The sequence below is a fragment of the Hymenobacter sp. UYP22 genome (assembly GCF_040547285.1).
In the GTDB taxonomy this organism is placed as follows: domain Bacteria; phylum Bacteroidota; class Bacteroidia; order Cytophagales; family Hymenobacteraceae; genus Hymenobacter.
The window spans coordinates 333976-355208 of record NZ_JBEPPK010000002.1; the positions used below are offsets into that span (position 1 = coordinate 333976).

A 21233-nucleotide genomic window follows, 5' to 3' on the forward strand; every position below is an offset into this window, starting at 1 on the left:
ATAGTCTCAAATAGAAACAACTGTTCCTAAATAGAGAATTAGTAGTATCCCTGAAAAAAGCCCTGTATACTCGCAGATTACGGGGTTTTTCGATATTGAGGAACACAACGCGGTTCGTATTCGCCCCGTTAAGTACACTGTTCTGCTTCCTGTCCTGCTTTTTCCTTTCTGCTTGAGCTATGAGTGCCTCCTTACCCATCACCATTTTTATTGTGGAAGACAACGCCTGGTACGGCGAGCTTCTGGAATACAAACTGGCCCAAAACCCAGAGTACTCGCTCCGTCGGTTCACCACGGCTCAGGCCTGTTTGGAGAACCTCTCGGAGCGGCCCGATATTATCACCCTGGACTACTCCCTGCCCGATGGCAAGGGCGACCAGGTACTGCAGCAGATAAAGGAGCGGCTGCCCGAGGTAGCCGTAATTGTCATTTCGGGGCAGGAGGACGTGCGCACAGCTATTGGCCTGCTCCGCCAGGGTGCCTACGACTACTTGGTGAAGGATGAGGAAACCGCCGACCGACTCTGGAATACGGTTGGCAACATCCGCAAGCAGTTGGCACTACGCCAGGAGAATACTCGCTTGAAAGAGCAGATTGGGCGCAAGTTTGACCCCCAGCGCGCCATCCTCGGTGACAGCCCCCAGATTCAGCAGCTGTACACCCTCATTGACAAAGCCGCCCGTACCAACATTACCGTTTCCATCAGCGGAGAAACGGGCACCGGCAAAGAACTGGTAGCCAAGGCCATTCATTTCCGCTCGGAGCGGCGCGAAGCGGCTTTCGTGGCGGTAAACGTAGCGGCCATTCCGCGCGATTTGCTGGAAAGTGAGTTGTTTGGGCACGAAAAGGGAGCTTTCACGGGGGCCGTGGGCCGGCGCATCGGCCGGTTTGAGGAAGCCCACAAAGGCACCTTGTTCCTGGATGAAATTTCGGAGCTGGACCTAAGCCTGCAGGCGAAGCTGCTGCGGGTGCTGCAGGAGCGGGAAGTGGTGCGGCTGGGCGGCAACTCCCGCATTCCATTTGACGCCCGCCTGATGGTAGCCACTCACCGCGACCTGGGCCAGGAGGTAAAGGAAGGACGTTTCCGCGAAGACTTATACTACCGCCTGCTGGGCCTGCCCATTCTGCTGCCGCCGCTGCGGGAGCGGGGCCAAGATGTGCTGTTGCTGGCCGACGCGTTTTTGCAGGAGTTCTGCACCCAGAACAACATGGTTACCTGTACCCTCTCGGAGCCGGCCCGGCAGAAGCTGCTGCATTACGCCTTCCCGGGCAATGTGCGGGAGCTGAAAGCCGTGATAGAGCTGGCGGCCGTGCTGGCCGAAAATGACACTATTCAGCCCGCCGACCTGCCTCTGCGCCACCCCCAGGCCCCTACCACCGACACGGCCACCGTGGGCAACGAATCATTGCGCACGCAAACGGCCTCTATTGTGCAGCGCTACCTCGATGCGCACAATGGCAATATTTTGCAGGTAGCAGCCAAGCTGCAAATCGGGAAGTCTACTATTTATCGTATGGTTCAGAACAACGAGATTCGAATTCGTTAGTCAGTACCATATTTATATAGTCAGGGGATGAGTTCTAGTTCTGAGCGCCACTGGCAGCGGCAGATGCGCCATGCCCAGCGGATGTGGCAGCAGGCGCAAGCTGCTTGTACCGAAGCGGAGGGGGAACTGGCAGAGCTGCGCGCCAGGGCCCAGGCATCGGCCGCGCAAGCCAGCACCCTGCTCCACACCATGTCAACGGCTATTCTGGCCGAAAACCAGGACCACATTATCACGCTGATCAACCAGCGCATGTGTGACCTGTTCAATCTGCCCAAAACGCCCAGCGCCTACATGGGCCAGCCCATCCAGCACATTCTGCGGGATGGGTACGGGTCGGTACTGGAATCGGACGGGATACGGGAGCAGAATAGGCAGTTGGTACAGGATCAGCAACGCAGCAGCGGGGTGCTGGTGGCCCTGCGCGACGGTCGGCTGGTGCAGCAAGATTACCTGCCCGTGGTGCAAAACGGCCTTACCGTACTGCATATCTGGAGTTATGAGGATGTAACCCAGCAACAACAGGCCTTGCGCCGGGTGCAGGAGTTCAGCCGATTGGCAGAACAGTGCCCCCAGCCCATCATTCGCTTCAACCAGCAGGCGGAGGCATTGTACGCTAACCCGGCGGCAGCCCCGGTGCTGGCGCAGCTGGCCGAGCCCACCGAAGCCGCCTGCCGCAGCCGGATACAGCAGGAAATTACCTGTGCCCTGCAAACCGGGACCCCCCGCACGATAGAACAACCATTAGGCGCGGAGTTTTACCTCTGGACAGTGGCCCCGCTACCAGCCGAAGCCGAAGCAAACCTGTACCTGACCACCATTACGGAGCGGCGCCGCGCGGAGGCGGAGCTGCTGCAAAACCAGCTCTTCACGGCGCGCATCAATGAAACCGTACCGAATATTGTCTTCATCTATGATTTGATTTCGGACAGCTTACAATACTGCAATAAGCAAATAGAGAGCATTTTAGGCTACACGGCAGATGAGGTAATTTCGATGGGCAGAGATATGGCCACCGAGCTGGTTCACCCTGAAGACGTATTGCTTTCCAAGGAGAAGAGTACCCGTCGCCTGCTCATGCGTGATGGGGAGGTACTGAACTCAGAATACCGGTTTCGGCACCGCAACGGCTCGTGGCGGTGGCTCAGCATGAAAAGCACCAGCTTTACCCGGCAAGCTGATGGCAAGGTGCGGCAGCTAGTGGGCTCCGCCACGGATGTAACCGAGCGGCGCGAAACGGATGAGCAGCTGCGTAAAAGCCGGCTGTTTGTGGAGCGCGTAACCGACACGACGCCTAACCTGATTTACATCTTCGACGTGGCTACCCAGTCGAATGTGTACTGCAACCGCTTCGTGGAAACCATGCTGGGCTACACGGAGCAGGAATTGCAGCACATGGGCAGTGGTATGATATCCACTCTGACCTCGGAGCAGGAAGCGCAGCGGCTGGTTCGTCACTTCGAGGATGTAACGCGCTGCCAGGAAGGGGAAGTTCTCCATCTGGAGTACTCCGTTTATCACCGCAATGGCTCCAGCCGGTGGCTGCGCGTGAGCAACACCCCCTTTGCCCGCGACGAGCAGGGCCGGGTTACGCAAATAGTGGGCTCGGCGGAGGATATTACCCGCTGGAAAATTGCCGACGAGCAGCGCCGGTCCGCCAACCGCCGTTTGGCCGAGCAAAACCGCCTGTTCCGGCAAGTAATCGACACTGTGCCTAACCTCATCTATTTAAAGGATGCGGCGGGTAATTACATTTTGGCCAACCAAGCCACGGCTCAGCTCTACAACCTGTCCAATGAGGCGCTGCTGCAAACTCCCGTGCGTGAGCTGCTGGAGCATTTCCCGGATTTGGAGCGCCACAACCTCAAGGATGAAGAAGTGCTGCAGACGCGGCAGGAAATAGACCTGGAAGATACCTTCACGGATGCCCAGCACCGGTTGCGCTGGTTCCGGACGGTGAAGCGCCCGTTTATTCTGGCCGATGGAACCGTGCAGGTACTGGGCGTTGACAACGACATCACCGAGCTCAAACAAACCGAGCAAGCCCTGCAGCAAGCCAAGGAGGTAGCTGAGCAAAATGCCCAGGCCCGCCAAACCTTCCTCACCAACATGAGCCACGAAATCCGGACGCCCATGAATGGCATTATGGGACTGGCGGAACTCCTGGCAAAAACCCCTCTGTCTGAGGAGCAGCAGCAGTATTTGCACCACATCCGCTACTCAGCCGATAACCTGCTGGTGGTAATCAACGATATTCTGGACATGGCCCAGCTAGGGGCCGGGCGCGTACGGCTGGAGGCTGTTCCCTTTGAGTTGCAGGAAGTGCTGAAGGCCAGCTGCCAGGCCCTCATACCCAAGGCTACCGAAAAAGGAATTAGCCTGCGCCTGCAGCTCCCACCCGAAACCGAGCCTATCTGGGTGCTGGGTGACCCCTACCGCCTGCGCCAGGTACTGCTGAACTTGTTGAGCAACGCTATCAAGTTCACCGATAAGGGCCAGGTGCTGCTGGTGTGCCGCCAAGTAGCCACCACCGGAACCAGCCGCAAATATCAGTTTTCGGTAATGGACACTGGCATTGGAATTTCCAGTGGGCAGTTGCAGCAGCTGTTTGAGCCCTTTATGCAAGCCTCGGCCAGCACAGCCCGCGAGTACGGGGGCTCGGGCCTGGGCCTGAGCATTTCGCGGGAGCTGGTAGAGCTGCTGGGCGGTAAGCTCACGGCCGAGAGCCGCCTGCACCACGGCAGTACCTTCCGCTTTACGCTCACGCTGGCCTCGGCGTTGGCCCCCACTTCGCACGTCGCACCGGCGCCTACCTTCCACCAGCTGCAGGGGCGGCGGATATTGCTCACCGAAGACAACCCCGTAAACCAGCTGTTGGTGCAGGTAATGCTGAAGGGAGCCGGCTTGGAGGTAGATACCGCCTCGTCGGGCCAGGAGGCCCTTACCTTGTTTCGCCAGCATCAGTATGATGTAGTACTGATGGATATTCAGATGCCCGGTATGGATGGGGTGGCTACCACGCACCTGCTGCGGGAGCACCCGGACGCCCAGCGGGCGGCCACGCCCGTTATAGCCCTCACGGCCCACGCTATGCAGGGTGAGGCCGAACGTTACCGCCAAGCTAGCCTGGATGGGTACGTGTCCAAGCCCTTCCGCCAGGAGGAGCTGCTCCGCGCCATTGCTGATCTGGTGCGTACAAGCCCGGCCCCCACCCCCGAGCCACTTCCGCCTGCCCCGGCGGCGCCCGTTAGTACCGCGGCTCAACTCTACGATTTGACTTCCCTGCGGCACATGACCAACAACGACGATGCGTTTGTTCGGCGTCTGGTTAATTTGTTTATCAGTACAACGCCGCCAGTGGTAGCCGAAATGGAGCAGCATTTGGCTCAGCGGGAACTGGAGCCTTTAGGGGCAGCAGCCCACCACCTCAAGAGCTCCATTGATGGCTTGCAGGTGCAGGCCCTGCGCCCGGTCCTGCGCGAGATGGAGGCCGCTGCCTATGCCCCTGCCACCGCCGACTGGGCAGTTCTGGCTCAACAGGTAGAGCAAGTTCGGCAGTTGGTGGAAGAGGCTATCCGGCAGCTTCGCGTTGAGTTTCCAGTAGCCTAAAGCCGGCACGTTTTCCAACCTCAACCGAAACAACATAATTATACTGCAACTTCGGTGGGGCTCTGGCGGTTTACTCAGTATATACGGTTTCCAGCCTGCAGCACGTTAGGGCTGCAAGCGCACCGCTTTTCATTTTTTATTTCCTTTCGTATGACACTGCTCATCTTTTCCGGAATTGCTTTAGCAACGGCCCTGTTGGTAATTGATTCAGTGCGCAACCTCAACGCCACGCTGAAGCCAATTCCCGTTCGAGCCCGCAACAGCCGCTAATTGTTGCTCCTCCTCGAAATTTCAGCGCCTGAACCAGAAATGGTTCAGGCGCTTTTTTTCAATAGGCAACGCATCCGATTCATAAAAAAAAGAGCAACCCTCACGGATTGCTCTTTTTACGTATAATTCAGGTACTAACTACCGGATAACCAGTTTGCGCATCTCACTGGAGTTTTCAGACTCTAGTTTTACGTAATACAATCCGTTAGCGAATTTGCTCAGGTCCAATGTGCGCGTGTATCGGTCGTTGAGTTCCGACATGGTTTCGCGGTACATTACCGTCCCGATTACGTTTAGCACACGTAACTCAATCCGGCGACCCTCAAAACCGTTGATGGCCACGTGCACAATACCGGTACTGGGGTTCGGGTACACCAATAAAGCCCGTTCCTCGCCGGCTGGCTTAGCTACCGGACGGGCCACGGCCACTTGCGCAGTAGCCAACCGGGGGCTGCCATGCAAGCCGGTAACGAGTAATAGCAATAAGGAAAAAATGCGTAAGCGTTGCATCATAGAATAAACAAGGAGGAAAAAAAGCTGCCCGAACGGAATATGTGCTAACGGCAGGCAATGATTTAGGTTTGCAAAAATACACTGGTAATTGAGTTGACCAGCGGAATATAATTCATCTTCGATGAAACAACTCATTTTATCTTCTGCCTCACCATTTTAGCCGATAAAATAAGTTGGACGTTGTCATTATTGGGGGAGGGTTGGGCGGACTGTGCGCGGCCCTGGATTTGCGGCAGCGGGGCTACGCCGTTACGCTGGTGGAGCGGCAGCACTATCCATTTCATCGGGTGTGCGGTGAATATATATCCAACGAAGTACTACCCTATCTGCGGCGGCTTCAGGCCGATCCGGCAGTGCTCCAGCCAGCCGATATCCGGGAACTGCAGGTAAGCTCCCCGGCCGGGCGCCTGCTGCGGGCCCCACTGGCGTTGGGCGGCTTTGGGGTGAGCCGCTACCTACTGGATGAATTTCTGTTTCGGCGGGCCGTGGAGGCGGGTGTAACAGTGTGGCAAAATGCCACGGTTGCTACGGTAACGTTTGACGCGGCTAGCAATCAACATCACCTCACACTGGCCGATGGGCGGCAACTAGCGGCGCGGGTGGTGCTGGGGGCCTATGGCAAACGCAGCGCCCTGGACCGGCAGTTTAACCGCCCGTTTTTCTCGCGCCGCTCCCCTTACATCGGCGTGAAATACCACGTACGCTACCCCAGCATGCCCCGCCACCTAATTGCCCTGCATAACTTTGCGGATGGCTACGCGGGCATTTCGGCTATTGAGGAAGATAAGTACTGCCTCTGCTACCTCACTACCCGTCGTAACCTAAAAGCCCACGGCACCATTGCGCAGCTGGAACAACACGTACTGGCCCGCAACCCTCGGCTGCGGCACATACTGGAGCATGCCGAAGTGTTGTATCCCCAGCCCGAAGTCATCAACGAAATATCCTTTGCCCCCAAGTCCTGCGTGGAAGACCACGTGCTGCTGTGCGGGGATGCGGCCGGCCTAATTACGCCCCTGTGCGGCAACGGCATGGCCATGGCCATGCACGGCGCCAGCCTGGCTGCGGCCCGCACCCACTCTTTTTTGCAGGGCCAGGTAACTCGCTCCCAGCTGGAAACTGCTTATTCCGCCGACTGGCAGCGGCATTTTGCCGGCCGCCTGCAAACCGGCCGGGCCGTGCAGCACTTGTTTGGGCAGCCTTTGCTGAGTGAGCTGGTAGTAAACGCGTTGCGTCTGTGGCCCGGAGCCGTGCGCCAGCTGATTAAGCGCACGCATGGCAACCCGTTTTAGGACCAAGCGGTGGCTGAGCTATGGGTTAAGACTAAAGCCAGCTGAACATCCTGTTCATGCGGTTGCCGCCGCACTTTTGCCCTTTTTTGCCCAACCCGAAAACCTATAACCCTGCCCCGTGCTTTTTTACGTAAACTGCCCCTGATGAGTAGCTACCTGTGTGCCATTGGCACCGCCAACCCGCCCCACCGTATTCCTCAACTGCAAATTGCCGATTTTATGGCCAGCGCCCTGGAGCTGGACGAAGCCGGCACGCGCAAGCTACGGGCACTGTATCGGGTATCGGGCATTGGGCAGCGCTACACGGTGTTGCCGGATTACGGGCGGCCTCCCGGCGAGTTTGAGTTTTTCCCGAACACACCGGGCCTAGAGCCGTTTCCGGGAGTAGGCCAGCGCATGAGCCAGTACCGCCAGCACGCGTTGCCCTTGTCGGTGCGGGCCGTGAAGGATTGTCTGGAGCAGCTTCCCGAGGTAGAAATAGCCTCCGTTACCCACCTGATTACGGTGAGCTGCACGGGCATGTACGCGCCGGGCCTCGATATTGAACTGGTGGCGGCACTGGGCTTGCCAGGCAACGTGCAGCGGACCTGCGTGAACTTTATGGGGTGCTACGCGGCCGTGAATGCCCTCAAGCTGGCCGACGCCTTTTGCCGTTCCACACCTGGGGCGCGGGTGCTGGTGGTGTGCACCGAGCTTTGCACCCTGCATTTTCAGAAAAGCCACGAGGATGACCACTTAGTATCCAACGCCCTGTTCGGGGATGGCGCGGCGGCCGTGCTGGTGCAGAGTCAGCCGGCGGCCACGGGTCCCAGCCTGGCTCTGGCAGGATTTCATTGCGGTTTGGAGCCCGAAGGCCACACCGATATGGCCTGGCACATCAACGACTTCGGGTTTGAGATGACGCTCTCGTCCTACGTACCCCGCATGATTCAGCAGGGTATCGGGCAGCTCACCCGCCAACTGCTGCAGGATTTGCCGGTGCAGCTGGTGGATATCCGCTCATTCGCCATCCACCCCGGCGGGCGCAAAATTCTGGAGGCTATTGAGCAGGCGCTGGGCCTCACCGCCCACGACAACCGCTTTGCCTACCAGGTGTTGCGCGAGTATGGCAATATGTCGTCGGCTACGGTGCTGTATGTACTGCGGGAGCTGATGCGCACCCTCACGCCCGCCGACGCCGGGGAGCCAGTGCTCAGCTTTGCTTTCGGGCCAGGCCTCACGCTGGAAGCCATGCTGCTTACGGTGGCCTATGAGGTAAACGCGAAAAATGTGGAGGATATAGTGAGTGTGGAAAAGGTAAACAACGTGGTGGTGCCCTCATCCTGAGTTTGGCGTGCATGGAGTGCAAATGAATGACCTTCTGACAGCACACCGATGCACTAGCGGGATTATCGTTCCAGCTAACATCCTTCTTCCGTGCTCAATGCCCGCCGGGGTTGGAATAACTGCCCCGGTTTCCTCATCCTTCACATTTTTCACACTCACTCATGCCCGATTTTAGCCGGCGTGCCACCCAGCCGGAGCTGATGGACGACCTGACCCTGGCCTCGGATGAGCTCCGGCAAAACCTGGATGAACTGGAAACCATTAACACCTGGCTAGGCGGCTACGCGCCGGTCCTGAACGCCCTGGCGCGGCTGCGCCCACACTACCCCACCGACCGTCCTCTGCGCATTGCCGACCTGGGCAGCGGCGGCGGCGACACCCTGCGCCAGATTGCGCGCTGGGCGCGGCAGCAAGGCCTTGCCGTGGAGCTGACGGGAGTTGATGCCAACGCTTTCATGCTGGAATACGCCCGCCAGAAGTGCCAGGACTATCCCGAAATCCGGTTTGTGCAAGCCGATATTTTCTCCCCGGAGTTCCGGCAGCAGCCATTTGATATTCTGACAGCCAGCCTGTTCTGCCACCATTTCCCGGATGCAGAACTAGCCCGCATGCTGGCGCAGTGGCAGCAGCAAGCCGGTCTGGCCGTCATCATCAACGATTTGCACCGCCACCCGCTGGCCTACTACAGCATTCAGACCCTCACGCGGCTGCTGGGCGGCTCCCGCTTGGTACGCCACGATGCGCCCCTGTCCGTAGCCCGCGCCTTCACCCGCACTGACTGGCAGCAGCTACTAGCAGCGGCCGGCATCACGCGCTACGAGCTGCACTGGCGCTGGGCGTTCCGCTGGCAGGTGGTACTTGGGTAATACAGCAGGTTTACAGAATAGGCTTCTTGCACGTTGCATCGGCAATAACTCACAGCCTATGTGGATCTTACCTGAGTTAGGTAAACAGCACACAAAAAGAACGTCATGCTGAGCTGGCTTAAGCATCTCTACTGATTCGTTCTCCCAAATCAGGAGTTGGTCAGCGGTAGAGATGCTTCGGCAAGCTCAGCATGACGTTCCAAGCAGTTTCCACACACTATCAACTCGTAAATCACTAACTCACCATTCACAGCCATAAGTCGGCGGCTACGCGGAAGGTAGCGGCGTGGGCATTCACGATATCGGCAATGCGGGGGGAGTAGCCCCCACCCATGCACACCACTACCGGCAGCCGGTGCTGGTGGCACAGGCCCAGCACGTAGGCGTCGCGCTGGCGGCAGCCCTCGGGGCTCAGGCTCAGGTGGCCCAGCTTATCGGTAGCCAGTACATCCACGCCGCTCAGGTAGAACACAACGTCGGGCTGGTGCTCCTCAAGCAGACGGGGCAGGGTGGTTTGGAGCAGAGCCAGATAAGTGGTATCGTCGGTACCGTCGGGCAGTGCCAGGTCCAGGTCGGAGTGTTCCTTGCGGTGGGGGTAGTTGCGGGCCCCGTGCATGCTGAAGGTGAATACCCGCGGCTCCTGGGCAAAAATGCTGGCCGTCCCATTACCCTGGTGCACATCCAGATCCACAATCAGCACCCGGCGCACGCCCAGGGCGGGGTCCGCCAGTAGGTAAGCCGCCGCTGCCGCCTGGTCGTTTAGCAAGCAGAAACCCTCACCCCGGTCCCGGAAGGCGTGGTGGGTGCCACCCGCAATGTTCAGGGCCACTCCACCCTGTAAGGCTCGGCGGGCGCACTCCAGCGTACCACCCAGAATGGTGGTTTCGCGCGCAATCAGCTCGGGGCTCCAGGGAAAACCAGTGGCCCGCTCCTCGTGCCGGGTCAGGTGCCCGTTGTGCAGGCAGTGGTAGTAGTCGGCCTCGTGCACGCGCAGCACATCCTCAACTGGGGGCGAAACCGGGGTAAAAAAAGCACTTTCCGGCACTATGTCTTCCCGCAGCAACTGCTCGGGCAGCAGCTCATACTTGAGCATGGGGAAGCGGTGGTTGTCGGGCAGTGGGTGGGCATAGAGGGGCGCCCAGGCAATGGAGAGCATACAGCGCACACCTACGCAAGGCCGGCGGCTACGGCCAGGCTCACACAAAAATAACCGCCATAGGGGCGGTTATTTTCGGATTCGGGTGGTTTTGCTGGTGGGGCGTATCGGGCTCGAACCGATGACCCCTACCTTGTCGAGGTAGTGCTCTGAACCAGCTGAGCTAACACCCCGCACAAAACCGGCTGGCGGCGGCCGTAAAGGGCCAAAGATACTTTTCCGGGCCTGATAAGCACGCTGGCAGCTACATAAAATTTTGTCTTTTACCCGGAAGCGGCTGTAACCTTCTGAGCGCGGGTAAGTATAGCGCCTTACAGATGCTGCCGGGTTTGTTGGTTAGCACTGACTTTCTCTCCTCCCGAACCACCGTTTCCACCCCTTATGAAACACTTTGCACTCCTGTTGGCTGGTTGCGCGCTTAGCGCCACGGCTATGGCCCAAACCAACGGCCCCAGCGGCGTCCGCTCTTCCACCGATTACTCACCCGGCACCTCCGATTCCCGCAACAACGGTTTCGGTATCAAAGGCGGCTTTACGGCCTCCAACTTCCGCGGCGACGATAAGAAAAACTTCAGCAACGAGGCGGTTTATAACACCTTCCACGTCGGCGCATACGCGCAGTTTGGCGTTACCGAGAAGTTTTCGGTGCAGCCGGAAGTACTCTATAGCCGTCAGGGCTTCAAGGGTGACAGCCCAGCCTCCACGGCTCCTACCGGCACCTATACCACCCGCCTCGATTACGTGCAGGTACCCGTACTGCTCGTATACAACTTTCTCGACAATGTGAGCGTGCACGTAGGCCCCCAGGTTTCTTTGCTCACGAAGGTGAAGGAAGGTGGTACGGAGCGCAAAATTGCCGACGAAAACAACGTGTACGGCTACAGCTACAGCAGCCTCGACTATGGCGTGGCGGCTGGTTTGGAAGCCCGCATCGGGCCGGCGCGCTTGGGTGGCCGCTACACTGCTGGCTTCGCCGATATTATCAAGGACCAGAACCTGTCACGGACTGGCCAAACAGCCATCAGCAACATCAAAAACGGTATGTTCCAGGTGTACCTGGGCATTGGTATTTCCAACTAAGCTGCTGGTATCTGGTTACAGAAAAGGAAGCCTTCCGGGGCTTCCTTTTTTTGTGTGTCCACCTTCCTGCTCACCTTACTTATGCTGACTGCCGCTGAACTGCCCCTCATCAACCACGCCCGTGAGCTGCTGGCCGAGCGGGGCATGGGGGTGCTGGGAGCCTGGGCCTTGCTGAACCTGGTAGTGAGTGGGTACCACGTAGCCCGCACCGATACACGAACGGCCGCACACCACTTCCACCTGATGAATGTGGCCTGGAACGTGGTAAATGCGCTGCTGGCCGTGTGGGGCATCCTGAGTGCCCATCCTCAACAAGTAGCCGGCCTCACCCTCCCCGAAAGCCTGGCGGCGCAAACTCACTTCGAGAACATACTGCTGCTGAACGCGGCTCTCGATGTGGGCTATATAGGCCTTGGACAATGGCTGCGCGGGCGGGCTGCCACCGCCGCCCGCCCGGAGCGCATGGCAGGCTACAGCCGCTCGGTGTTGCTACAAGGTGGTTTCCTGCTGTTTTTCGACCTGGGCTTTTACGCCGTGTATCACCGGTATGCGGCCCAGCTACTGGCCCTGAATACCTAGCTAAACCGCTAACTAAGACGCAAAAAGCGGCCCCACCGACAACCAAGGTCGGTGGGGCCGCTTTGCCAGGGGCTTGCCCAGAGGGCAGTCCAGGACTTACTTCTTGCCTACCAGAGCTTCCTTAATTTTCTCGTTGAAGTTCGGGATATCCTGGGGGTTGCGGCTGGTGATGATATTACCATCTACTACCACAGTTTCGTCGATCCAGCGGCCGCCGGCGTTTTTCACGTCGGTTTGCAGGCTGGGCCAGCTGGTTACCTGCTTGCCGCGCACGGCGTCGGCCTCAATCAGCACCCAGGGGCCGTGGCAGATGGCGGCTACGGGCTTGCCCGAGCGCGCAAACTCGCTCACGAAGCTTACTACCTCCGGCTTGGTACGCAGCACATCGGGGTTCATTTGGCCGCCGGGCAGTACCAAGGCGTCGTAGTCGGCCACTTTCACGTCGCCAATTACTTTATCCACGTCCACTTTTTCACCCCAATCTTTTTCGTCCCAGCCCTTAATGGAGCCGCTTTTCAGGGAGATGACGTGGGTTTCGGCGCCTTCGCCTTCCAAGTACTTCTTGGGTTTCTCCAGCTCCGACTGCTCGAAACCGTCGGTGGCTACAATGGCTATTTTCTTGCCTTTCAGGTCGTCGCTGCCAAAAATGCTCATGTGTTCAGGGAATTAAAATGTAGCGGGTCAGGAATAAAAAAACCGGAAGGCCTGAGGCGCTTCCGGTTCTTCTTTAACGAGTTTTAAGCAGGGCGGTTGACGCAGAATTATGGCATTCCGGCCGAGCTAGTCCTGCTCCTGCCGCTCCCGCTTTAACTCCTTGCGCAGGCGCTTCACCCGCTCATCAAAGCCATCCGGGTCATAGTCAATTTCCTCTACGTCTAACTGCTCCAGCAAATCCATTAGGGCATCGGAGTGCTCGGTGCGGGTGCCGCCGGGCACCTTCACAAACGCCATTTCCGACCATAGCACAGCCTTCAGGCGCAGGCCGTCCTCGCTCAGCATCAGCATTTCCACTACTAGGTTGGAGTTGTCGAAGTGGATGATTTGGGTACGGATGCGCACCTGCTCGCCGTGGTTAGCCGGCCGCAGATAAGCCAGTTGGTGCTTGGTAATTACCCAGGTGGCCCGCGCTTCCTGGGCCAGGGCGCCTAGGTTGAGGGCGTAGTGCTGGAGGGCATGCTCTTCGCGGGCATTCAGAAAGTAATCGAGGTAGCGGGCGTTGTTGAGGTGGCCCAGCATATCACATTCCTGAAACCGCACACGGTGCAGCGTTTCAGGGGTTTTTAATAGGGGAGCAGCCATAGATGCGGCAGAAAGGTCAGGCCAAAAGAAAAAACGTCAACCGCCAAGGTAGCGCTATGGTTGCGAAGGCGCCGGCGGCAGCTTCACCGCGTCGGCCGTTACCTGGTGGGGCGCGGGCTTGCGGGCGTCAGTGGGGCTATCGAATACCAGCAGCACGTGTTCTGCATCGAGCAGGGCCATACCCTCGGCTTTATCCTGGCCGGCGGTGGGGCCGCTACCGTGGGGCACATCAAAGAGCCGCTGCAGCTTAGTGGGGCCAATGAGGCTATCCTGGGGGCAGCGGAGTGCATCGGGCCAGCGGTACACGGCAATGGTGCCATCCAGGTCCATGGTGGGACCGGCCAGCAGCAGCAGGTCGGGGCCCTGCTGGCGTAGTTCCCGCAGGCCCATGCCGCCCAGGTCGAGGAAGTGTTTCTTGTAGAATTTCTCGGTGGCGCCTTCCAGCTCCGCTAGCCGCAAGCGGCCGTGCTTGTCTTCGCGGGGCAGCACCTCCAGCACTACGGCCCAGCCCCGTAGCACCGGCCCGCGCAGGCCAATAAACAGCCGCCCATCGGGCGCTACGGCCAGTCCCTCAATATCAAACCCATTGTCCTTGCCCGGAATCTGCATGAACAATTTCAGGTGGATATCCTGGGCCAATAAATCCAGCAGGTCGTTGGTGGTATCGGAGGCACGAAGCTGGGCAGCCCGCAGCACCTGGCCCACCTGCGTGGGATGGGGCGCTTCCTTGTGCAGCTCATAGTCGCCGGTGGTGGGGTTGAGCAGCAGGGGCACCCGCGCCAGCAGGTAGCGGCTGGGTTCCTCCTCCACCTTCGCCAGCCGGGCAATCTGCTTGGCTACATCAGCATCATCGGGCTTGGGCTGTTTGCGCTTGAGGCTATGGGAACCAATAATCCAGAGGTAATGGTCACTCTCGCCCAGGCCCTCAATGTCAATTTCCACGTCGGCGGCTTCATTGGTCAGGTCCAGCAAGTCGGCCAGCTGGTAGCGGCAATGCTGCCCAAACTCACGGGCTCCGGTAAGGCGCAACCGCTCAATAGAGGTCCGTTCGTCGCAGCTGACCCACAGGTTGTCGCCGGTGCGCAGCACTGTGGAGAGGCCGTCGCGTACGTGTTTGCCCGCTTCGTTCAGGCTGAGCTTGGGGTTGAAGTGGAGAGTATAGGGTTGGGTACGCATGGCAGGAGATAGATAAACGCTAGTGTGCCCGCAACGCAGCTACCCGCAAAAAGTTGAGGCTACTGCCCGCTGCAGTTGCTCCGCAGCTGGTTGAGCTGCCGCACCAGAGTCTGCACCGTGGCCTCGCTGGTGGTGTACAGGGGCAGCTCAAAATTGGTGATGTTGGAGCTGCCTTTTTCCTTGCGTTCCCGCTTGATTTTGAGTTGATAGTACAGCTCGTTGGTGTTCTTGCGGTGAGCGGGTGCGTAGGTTAGCTCCGTTATCTGCTGCCAGTCGGAGCCCAGCTTCAGCTCAAACTCCACCTTTTCATCTGAGCGTACAGCCCATTCGCCGCCGTTTTTCTGGTGGCTTACCTGCACCGTGGTAGTAGTGTTGGCCGGTTGGGAGCGGTATTTCCGAATAATCTGGGTGAAGTGGCAATCAGAAAAAGCTACGCGCACCTCCGTATCCGGCTCTTTGGGGTCGCGCATGAGCTGGTTAATCCGCTGGGCCAACGCGGCCGACGAGGGGGTTGCTTGCGCCCACCCAACGGCCGGCAGTCCCATCAGCAGGACAAATACACTGGTTTTCATCTGCATCCAACATAAAAAGACCAACTCGGCCCACCGTCTTTCGGCAGGCCTTGCTGGTTCAGATGATGCTCGTGCTGAAAGGGTTGCCTGCGGTTGAGCTACTGAGCCCGGCGCGCCTGCATCTGGGCCTGCACCTGGCGCTGCTTGGTTTTGAGCTGCTGGTACTGCGTAGGCGTCAGAATGGTTTTAAGGTCCTGCTCGGAGGAGGTGTTGATGCGCTTGAGCTCTGCCAGTAGCGCCGGCCGGTTGCTGCCCAGGCGCTGCTTGGCGGCATTGGCCTGCTCGGTGGTGCTCGTGAATACGGCCCGCACTTTGGTGCGCTGCTCGGTGGTGAGGTTCAACTCTTCCGTCAGCACATCGGTCAGGTCGCGGGCGGCGGTGGGGGCCACCACGGGGGCCGGGGCCGGCGTTGAGGCCACCGGAATATTGGCCTTGTTACGACGGGCGCAGCCGGCCAGTAAGCTGGCGGCCAGCAACACGGCCAGGGGAAAGCGGGAGGTGTACATGGGAGTAGAGGAAAGCAGTGTGCCCTCCCCTACGCGAAAACCCGGCCAACGGGTACAGACCGGCACTTAGTTTACTGCCGCCACGGCCCCTGCTCCGGCCCCGGTTAGCATACTGCTTTTCAAATGCTGGGCCGTGTGGTGAGCCAGGGCCATAACCGTGAGCATCGGGTTCACGCCGCTGCAGGCCGGAAACGCTGAGGCATCGGCCACAAATAGGTTGCGCACTTCGTACAGCTCCCCGGTAGGGCTGGTTGGGTGCGTAGCCGCGCTGCCCCCCATGCGGCAGGTGCTCATTTGGTGGGCGCTGTACAGACCGAACTGGTTGGCTTTCCAGCTCAGGTGCGGCAGGCTACTGAGTACTTCCGGGTTCAGCACCTGGCCGTTTTCGGCCCGCACAATGGGTAAGGAGCCGTGGGGCAGCAGCACCGTGTGGGCCCCGGCCGCCACATGAATGTCGGCTGCCGCCGCCACGCCCCGCAGCAGATGGCGGCGGTCAAAGTCGCTGAGCGTGTACTGAATGAGCGGGACACCTTGGCGGTCTACGGTTATGCGGCCGCCGTTCCGGTCCCTGGTCAGCACAATAAAGGAGCCCAGGTGCGCGGCCTGGCGCATCAGCTCCTTGTGTTGCCGGCCCGAGCGCCAGGGCAGCACCATGCTCATCAGGCCGGGGTGGGCGGGCGGCGTTTCCAGCTTTACCCCAAAGTTGGAGCCATCTAGGCGGGTAAACGTATCATTCACCACCGACATCATGGGACCGTGCCAGGGCTCAATAGGCTGCTGATACAGGCCAGAAACTATTACCGTAGGGTGCAGATGCAGGTGCTGACCCAAATGCGGGTGCCGCAGGCCACTGCGCAGCAGCAGGGCCGGCGTTTGGACCGCTCCGCCCGCCACTACCACTCGCCGCGCCCGCACCGTTATCTGCACCCGGCGGCCATCGGGGCCGGTGTACATGGCTTCGGCGCCGGTGGCCTGGCCTTGGGTAACAGTCACGCGCTCCACCTGCGTATCGCACAGGAGGCGGGCCCCGTGCGCGAAGGCAGTTTGCAGATAGGTGTTGAGCGTGCCCTGCTTTACGCCGTACCGGTCACCAAAACAGCTGTAGCCCAACCCCCGAAAATGCTGGTCGGAATCAGTGGGGTGGCGCTCATTACGCGGAATCAGCTTTACCTCCTGCCCCAGCCGCCGAGAGCCTTCCAGCAGGGCCTGGTTCTGGCCATTGTGGCGCGGGTAGTCGGTATTCACCCCTAGCACCCTGCTCACGGCATCCAGACTATCCCGAAACGAGGCAGCCATAAAATGCGGCACCCCGTGCTCCCGGGCCCACTCCTCCAGCACGTATTCGGGGGTGCGGAAGGAGCCGGCCCAGTTGATGGTGGTACCGCCGCCCAGGCAGGAGCCGGCCAGCAGGCCAATGCTGCCATCCTGCGTAGTGAGCGTGCCGCGGGCATCGTAGAGGGCTCCCAGCATGTCTACCTCGCTCTGCGTGAAATCGGGGCCGTGGAAGTAGGGACCTTTTTCCAGCACCAGCACGCTGTGGCCGGCCGCCGCCAGCTCCCCGGCCACTACCCCGCCGCCCGCCCCGCTGCCAATTACCAGCACGTCGCAGTCGTAGCGCACGTCGTGGGTGGGGCGCAGCACATGCAGGGGCTTCTCGGCCATTACCGGCTCATCGGTGGCCTGGGGGCCGGGGTAGCCGATGTGCTCCCACACAAACCGGCCCTGCTCGGGCGTAGAGCCGCCGTAATACAGAAACATGCACAGCTTGCGCAGGGCCTGAAACCCCTTGCGCAGCTGGGGCAGCGGTGAGGCCTCCCAGCTCTGCAGCAGCTTTTCTCGCTGCTCCGGCTCCAGGCGCGCAAAAGGCCGCAACGGACCCAGCCAGGCTAGCCCGAGCGCCGGCGTATCAAGCAAGAGCAGGAGCTGCCGAAACTCCCGCTGAGCCCCAGCCGGCTGCGCGGCAATGGCCGCCGCCAGCTTATCCAAGTCTATACCCTCGGAGCCGCGGCGGGTCCAGTACGCCGCATCGGGAGCGTTGACAGGTGGGGGCAGGCTCGGGATAAACGTATCAGCAAGGGCGCGCAGGGTAGCGCATTGGGCGGCAGTAAACTGCATAACGGGCGGGAACAAACAACGGCAAACTAACAGGCAGCCCTAGCGCTAAACCGGGCTCTAAAAGTTCGTCATTTTTCCCGAAAGTATTCGGCTTGCATACGAAATAGAAGGATGGTGATTTCATGAGCTTACCACCCGGATCATGAAGCTGGGGAGAAACTGTCCTCCTGAGTGCAGCGAAGGATCTTATTACTTCTGAACGAGCTGTTCTGGCTTGATAAGATCCTTCGCTGCACTCAGGAGGACAGTCAAATTATAAAAGCACCGACTTTATACACAGCTTCCATCATCCCAAGGCACCGTCGCACGGCTTTTCGCCCGTCGTATAATGTAGATAGTGCGGTTTCGTCTACCCACCACACAAATTCACCACTTCACAAATTCACCGCTACAGCCATTTTACCAGCCAGTTAATCATTTTTTTCACCTGGGGCGTGTAGGGCGGGTAGATGGGTTTGAGGCCCGTGCGCCCCACGCGCTGCTTCAGCACCGATTTTTCGTTGCTGAAGGCCAGAAAACCCGCGTGGCCGTGGGCCCGGCCCAGGCCGCTGTTGCCAAAGCCACCGAAGGGCAACTCGGGGTGGCCCAGGTGCAGAATGGTTTCATTGACGCAGGCCCCGCCCGCCGGAATGTGCTGCAACAGGTACTGCTGGTTTTCCTGGCTTTGGGTGAAAACGTAGAGCGCCAAGGGCCGCGGCCGGGAGTTCACCTCATCCACGGCCTGCATGAGCGTCCGGAACGTGCGGATAGGCAGCAGCGGCCCGAATATTTCCTCCTGCATTACCCGGCTTTCCAGGGGCACATCTACCAGCACGGTAGGTTCCAGAAAGCGCACTTCTGCATCCGAAGCGCCACCCACGGCTACCGTGGCGCCCTGCTCCCGGGCCTCAGCCAGTAAGCTGGCCAGGCGGGCAAAATGACCATCGTTTACAATACGCGCAAATGAGGCCGAGGCTGCTACCGGCTGCCCACCGGGAGCGTAAAACCGCCCAATCACCTGACGAATTTCCTCCACCAGTTGGTCGCGTACCTGTTCGTGCACGAGCACATAATCGGGGGCCACGCAGGTTTGGCCGGCGTTGATGCCCTTGCCCCACACAATTTTCTCGGCCGCGTCGCGCAGGTCGGCGCTGTCGTCCACCACGGCGGGGCTTTTGCCGCCCAGCTCCAGGGTCACGCTGGTGAGGTGCTCGGCGGCGGCGCGCATTATCACTTTACCCACCTGGGGGCTGCCCGTGAAGAAGATGTGGTCGAAGGGCAGAGCCAGCAACTGGGTAGCTACTTCCTTGTCGCCTTCCACCACCGCTACCTCGGCGGGGTCAAACAACTCCCGGCACATGCGGCTGAGCAGGCTGGCCACCGTGGGCGTCATTTCGGAGGGCTTGATGATAACGCAATTACCGGCCGCCAATGCCGAAATCAGCGGGTCGATGGCCAGGTAAAACGGGTAGTTCCAGGGCGCGATAATGAGGCAGACTCCTTTGGGCTCGGCCTGCACCCACCCGCGCGTGCCTACCAGAGCCAGGGGCGTGCCTACTTTGCGCGGGGCGGCCCACTGCTTGAGGTGGCGTAACGTATGCTTCAGCTCCGTCTGCGAAGACCAGATTTCGGTCACGTCCGTTTCGGCGGTAGGCTTGCGAAAATCGGCGTACAGGGCCTGCTGAATGGCGGCGCGGTTGTCGGCAATCCAGGCGCCCAGCTTGCGCAGGCGGGCGGCCCGGCTTTCAACGGGCTGCTGGCGCAGGGCTTCGGCCCGGCCCCGCTGCCGGCTGAAGAGCTCCGCAATGGGGGGCTGGAAGGATGAGGGAGCAAAAGCCGGGGTATCGGGCATGAGCAATAAGCTGAACAGTAGAAAGAAAAGCGGATAAAAAGTACCACACTGCTGCCAAGTTCCAACCGCATACCACCATCTTTGTCCACTTGTTTGGCAAGTACCTCCCTCTCCGCCAACGCCTCCTTTTTGAACTTCTGCTATGCTACAGGTGTGTCACCGGGTGCAGGAGCTGCTCCAGCTACTGAATGAAGTGTTGCCCACTTTTTCCAGCTCGGAGCTTTTGGAGCCCTCTGCCCCGGGAAAATGGTCGCGCCACGAGATTCTGGGGCACCTCATTGATTCAGCCGCCAACAACCACCGGCGCTTTGTGCTGGCCCTCACGCAGCCGGAGCCCCTGCTTATTGAGCCCTACGACCAAGATGCCTGGGTGCGCTGCGCCCATTACCAGCATACGCCGCTGGCTGATTTGCTGACTCTCTGGACAGTCTACAACCAACAACTGATCCGGCTGATTGCGCGGGTTCCGCCTGAGGCTCACGCGTTCCGGTGCACGTACGAAAGTGGCTACACCGTAACGCTGCGCTGGCTGATGGAAGATTACACGGTGCATCTGGAACACCATGTACAGCAGCTACTGGCCCGGACGCTCCGCTAGAGCGGGCACTATTTTGGGGCGGTAGCTCGTTAGGGGAGCTTCGTCGTTTGAAGTGTGCATGTTGAAAGTACCCCTAAGTAGTGCCCAGCGGTATTGTACGCTGGTAATTGGCCTTGTTCTGCTGAGTTTACCGGGCCACGGTTTGCCGGTTGCCCCCACCCCGCTTCACCCCCGCCTGCGCGTACGCCCGGTAGCGCCCCATGTGTTTGTGCCCAGCACCCTTGGTGGCCAGGGGCCCAGCAATGGCCTGCTGGTGCAAACGCACCAGGGCCTGCTGGCCGTAGATGCGGCCAGTAGCGCCGGGCAGGCCGAACAGCTCATCCGGTGGGCTACCGACAGCCTGCACCAACGCATACGCCTGCTGGTACTTACCCATGCTCAGGCCGCCACCCCTGAGGCCCTGGCCGTATTCCGGCAGCATCGGGTGCGGGTGTATAGTAGTCCGCTCACGGCCCGGCGCTGGCAACTGGGGCATCCGCAGGCGCCGGCACTTACCCCAGCCCTGCAGCCGTATACCGTTATTCGGGCGGGGCGCACCCGGCTGGAGCTGTTCTTCCCTGGTCCCGGCTTCAGCCCCGATAATGTAGTGGCCTGGCTGCCGAAGTATAAAGTGCTGTACGGGGGCGAGCTGGTACTGGCGCAGCCGCCCGCAACTCCCTTACCCACCGATCCAACTGCCCGCAAGCAGTGGGCGGCTACCATCCGCAACCTGGCGGGGCGCTACCAGCGGGCCCGCGTGGTGGTACCGGCCCACGGCCCGGTGGGCAGCCTGGCTTTGCTGGAACGCACGCAGCAGCAGCTTAAAGCCCCCGTTCACCGCAAGCCGGCCCCGGTGCCAAGCCAGACCACTGCAGCCGGGCGGCGCTGAGGCCGGCCAGGGTTTTATGCTAGGCAGAAAGCA

The 21233-nt window shown here is 59.8% G+C and carries 18 protein-coding genes and 1 tRNA gene; 9 read left to right on the forward strand and 10 right to left on the reverse strand.

What is annotated here, in order from left to right:
* Positions 1–179 precede the first annotated feature (179 nt).
* The gene (locus ABIB60_RS04820; RefSeq protein WP_354578086.1) at positions 180–1547 is read left to right on the forward strand and encodes a sigma-54-dependent transcriptional regulator; all 1368 of its coding nucleotides are present in this window, start codon (positions 180–182) and stop codon (positions 1545–1547) included.
* Positions 1548–1574: 27 nt separating this feature from the next.
* Positions 1575–5153 carry a PAS domain S-box protein gene (locus ABIB60_RS04825; RefSeq protein WP_354578087.1) on the forward strand — a complete coding sequence of 1193 codons (3579 nt, stop codon included), beginning with the start codon at positions 1575–1577 and terminating at the stop codon, positions 5151–5153.
* A 408-nt stretch (positions 5154–5561) separates the two neighbouring features.
* Here ABIB60_RS04825 and ABIB60_RS04830 read toward each other — a convergent pair whose 3' ends face one another.
* A complete protein-coding gene (locus tag ABIB60_RS04830) occupies positions 5562–5936 on the reverse strand; it encodes a T9SS type A sorting domain-containing protein (protein ID WP_354578088.1) in 375 nt (124 codons plus the stop codon).
* A 173-nt stretch (positions 5937–6109) separates the two neighbouring features.
* On the opposite strand from ABIB60_RS04830, the gene ABIB60_RS04835 reads away from it, so the two are divergent.
* The 3 genes from ABIB60_RS04835 to ABIB60_RS04845 all read left to right on the forward strand — a co-directional run bounded on the left by ABIB60_RS04835 (position 6110) and on the right by ABIB60_RS04845 (position 9420).
* Complete coding sequence (locus tag ABIB60_RS04835) at positions 6110–7228, forward strand: NAD(P)/FAD-dependent oxidoreductase (RefSeq protein ID WP_354578090.1); 1119 nt, start codon at positions 6110–6112, stop codon at positions 7226–7228.
* Between the two features lie 144 nt (positions 7229–7372).
* Entirely contained in the window at positions 7373–8554 is a 1182-nt protein-coding gene (locus ABIB60_RS04840; protein ID WP_354578091.1) for a type III polyketide synthase, read from the forward strand.
* Positions 8555–8715: 161 nt separating this feature from the next.
* Positions 8716–9420: a methyltransferase domain-containing protein gene (locus ABIB60_RS04845; protein WP_354578093.1), complete on the forward strand. Its 705-nt coding sequence runs from the start codon at positions 8716–8718 to the stop codon at positions 9418–9420.
* A 247-nt stretch (positions 9421–9667) separates the two neighbouring features.
* On the opposite strand, the gene ABIB60_RS04850 is transcribed toward ABIB60_RS04845, so the two are convergent.
* Both ABIB60_RS04850 and ABIB60_RS04855 read right to left on the reverse strand, forming a co-directional pair.
* Positions 9668–10576, reverse strand: coding sequence for a histone deacetylase family protein (locus ABIB60_RS04850; protein WP_354578094.1), 909 nt, complete (start codon positions 10574–10576; stop codon positions 9668–9670).
* Positions 10577–10671: 95 nt separating this feature from the next.
* Positions 10672–10749, reverse strand: a tRNA-Val gene (locus ABIB60_RS04855).
* A 208-nt stretch (positions 10750–10957) separates the two neighbouring features.
* Between ABIB60_RS04855 and ABIB60_RS04860 the strand changes: the two genes are divergently transcribed.
* Positions 10958–11656 (forward strand): porin family protein, encoded by a 699-nt coding sequence (locus ABIB60_RS04860; protein WP_354578095.1) that lies wholly within the window; start codon positions 10958–10960, stop codon positions 11654–11656.
* A 54-nt stretch (positions 11657–11710) separates the two neighbouring features.
* A complete protein-coding gene (locus ABIB60_RS04865; RefSeq protein WP_354578097.1) occupies positions 11711–12235 on the forward strand; it encodes a DUF6992 family protein in 525 nt (174 codons plus the stop codon).
* 96 nt (positions 12236–12331) lie between these two features.
* Here ABIB60_RS04865 and ABIB60_RS04870 read toward each other — a convergent pair whose 3' ends face one another.
* The 7 genes from ABIB60_RS04870 to ABIB60_RS04900 all read right to left on the reverse strand — a co-directional run bounded on the left by ABIB60_RS04870 (position 12332) and on the right by ABIB60_RS04900 (position 19734).
* Complete coding sequence (locus ABIB60_RS04870) at positions 12332–12889, reverse strand: type 1 glutamine amidotransferase domain-containing protein (protein ID WP_354578099.1); 558 nt, start codon at positions 12887–12889, stop codon at positions 12332–12334.
* Between the two features lie 126 nt (positions 12890–13015).
* Positions 13016–13534 (reverse strand): acyl-CoA thioesterase, encoded by a 519-nt coding sequence (locus ABIB60_RS04875; protein WP_354578101.1) that lies wholly within the window; start codon positions 13532–13534, stop codon positions 13016–13018.
* Positions 13535–13588: 54 nt separating this feature from the next.
* Positions 13589–14710 carry a DUF3616 domain-containing protein gene (locus ABIB60_RS04880; protein ID WP_354578103.1) on the reverse strand — a complete coding sequence of 374 codons (1122 nt, stop codon included), beginning with the start codon at positions 14708–14710 and terminating at the stop codon, positions 13589–13591.
* Positions 14711–14769: 59 nt separating this feature from the next.
* Positions 14770–15282 (reverse strand): hypothetical protein, encoded by a 513-nt coding sequence (locus ABIB60_RS04885; protein WP_354578104.1) that lies wholly within the window; start codon positions 15280–15282, stop codon positions 14770–14772.
* Between the two features lie 98 nt (positions 15283–15380).
* Complete coding sequence (locus ABIB60_RS04890; RefSeq protein WP_354578106.1) at positions 15381–15788, reverse strand: hypothetical protein; 408 nt, start codon at positions 15786–15788, stop codon at positions 15381–15383.
* A 66-nt stretch (positions 15789–15854) separates the two neighbouring features.
* A complete protein-coding gene (locus tag ABIB60_RS04895) occupies positions 15855–17903 on the reverse strand; it encodes an FAD-dependent oxidoreductase (RefSeq protein ID WP_354578108.1) in 2049 nt (682 codons plus the stop codon).
* A 388-nt stretch (positions 17904–18291) separates the two neighbouring features.
* The gene (locus ABIB60_RS04900; RefSeq protein ID WP_354578110.1) at positions 18292–19734 is read right to left on the reverse strand and encodes an aldehyde dehydrogenase family protein; all 1443 of its coding nucleotides are present in this window, start codon (positions 19732–19734) and stop codon (positions 18292–18294) included.
* A 142-nt stretch (positions 19735–19876) separates the two neighbouring features.
* On the opposite strand from ABIB60_RS04900, the gene ABIB60_RS04905 reads away from it, so the two are divergent.
* Positions 19877–20332, forward strand: coding sequence for a DinB family protein (locus ABIB60_RS04905; protein ID WP_354578112.1), 456 nt, complete (start codon positions 19877–19879; stop codon positions 20330–20332).
* A gap of 142 nt (positions 20333–20474) precedes the next feature.
* Positions 20475–21200, forward strand: coding sequence for an MBL fold metallo-hydrolase (locus ABIB60_RS04910; protein WP_354578113.1), 726 nt, complete (start codon positions 20475–20477; stop codon positions 21198–21200).
* Positions 21201–21233 lie beyond the last annotated feature (33 nt).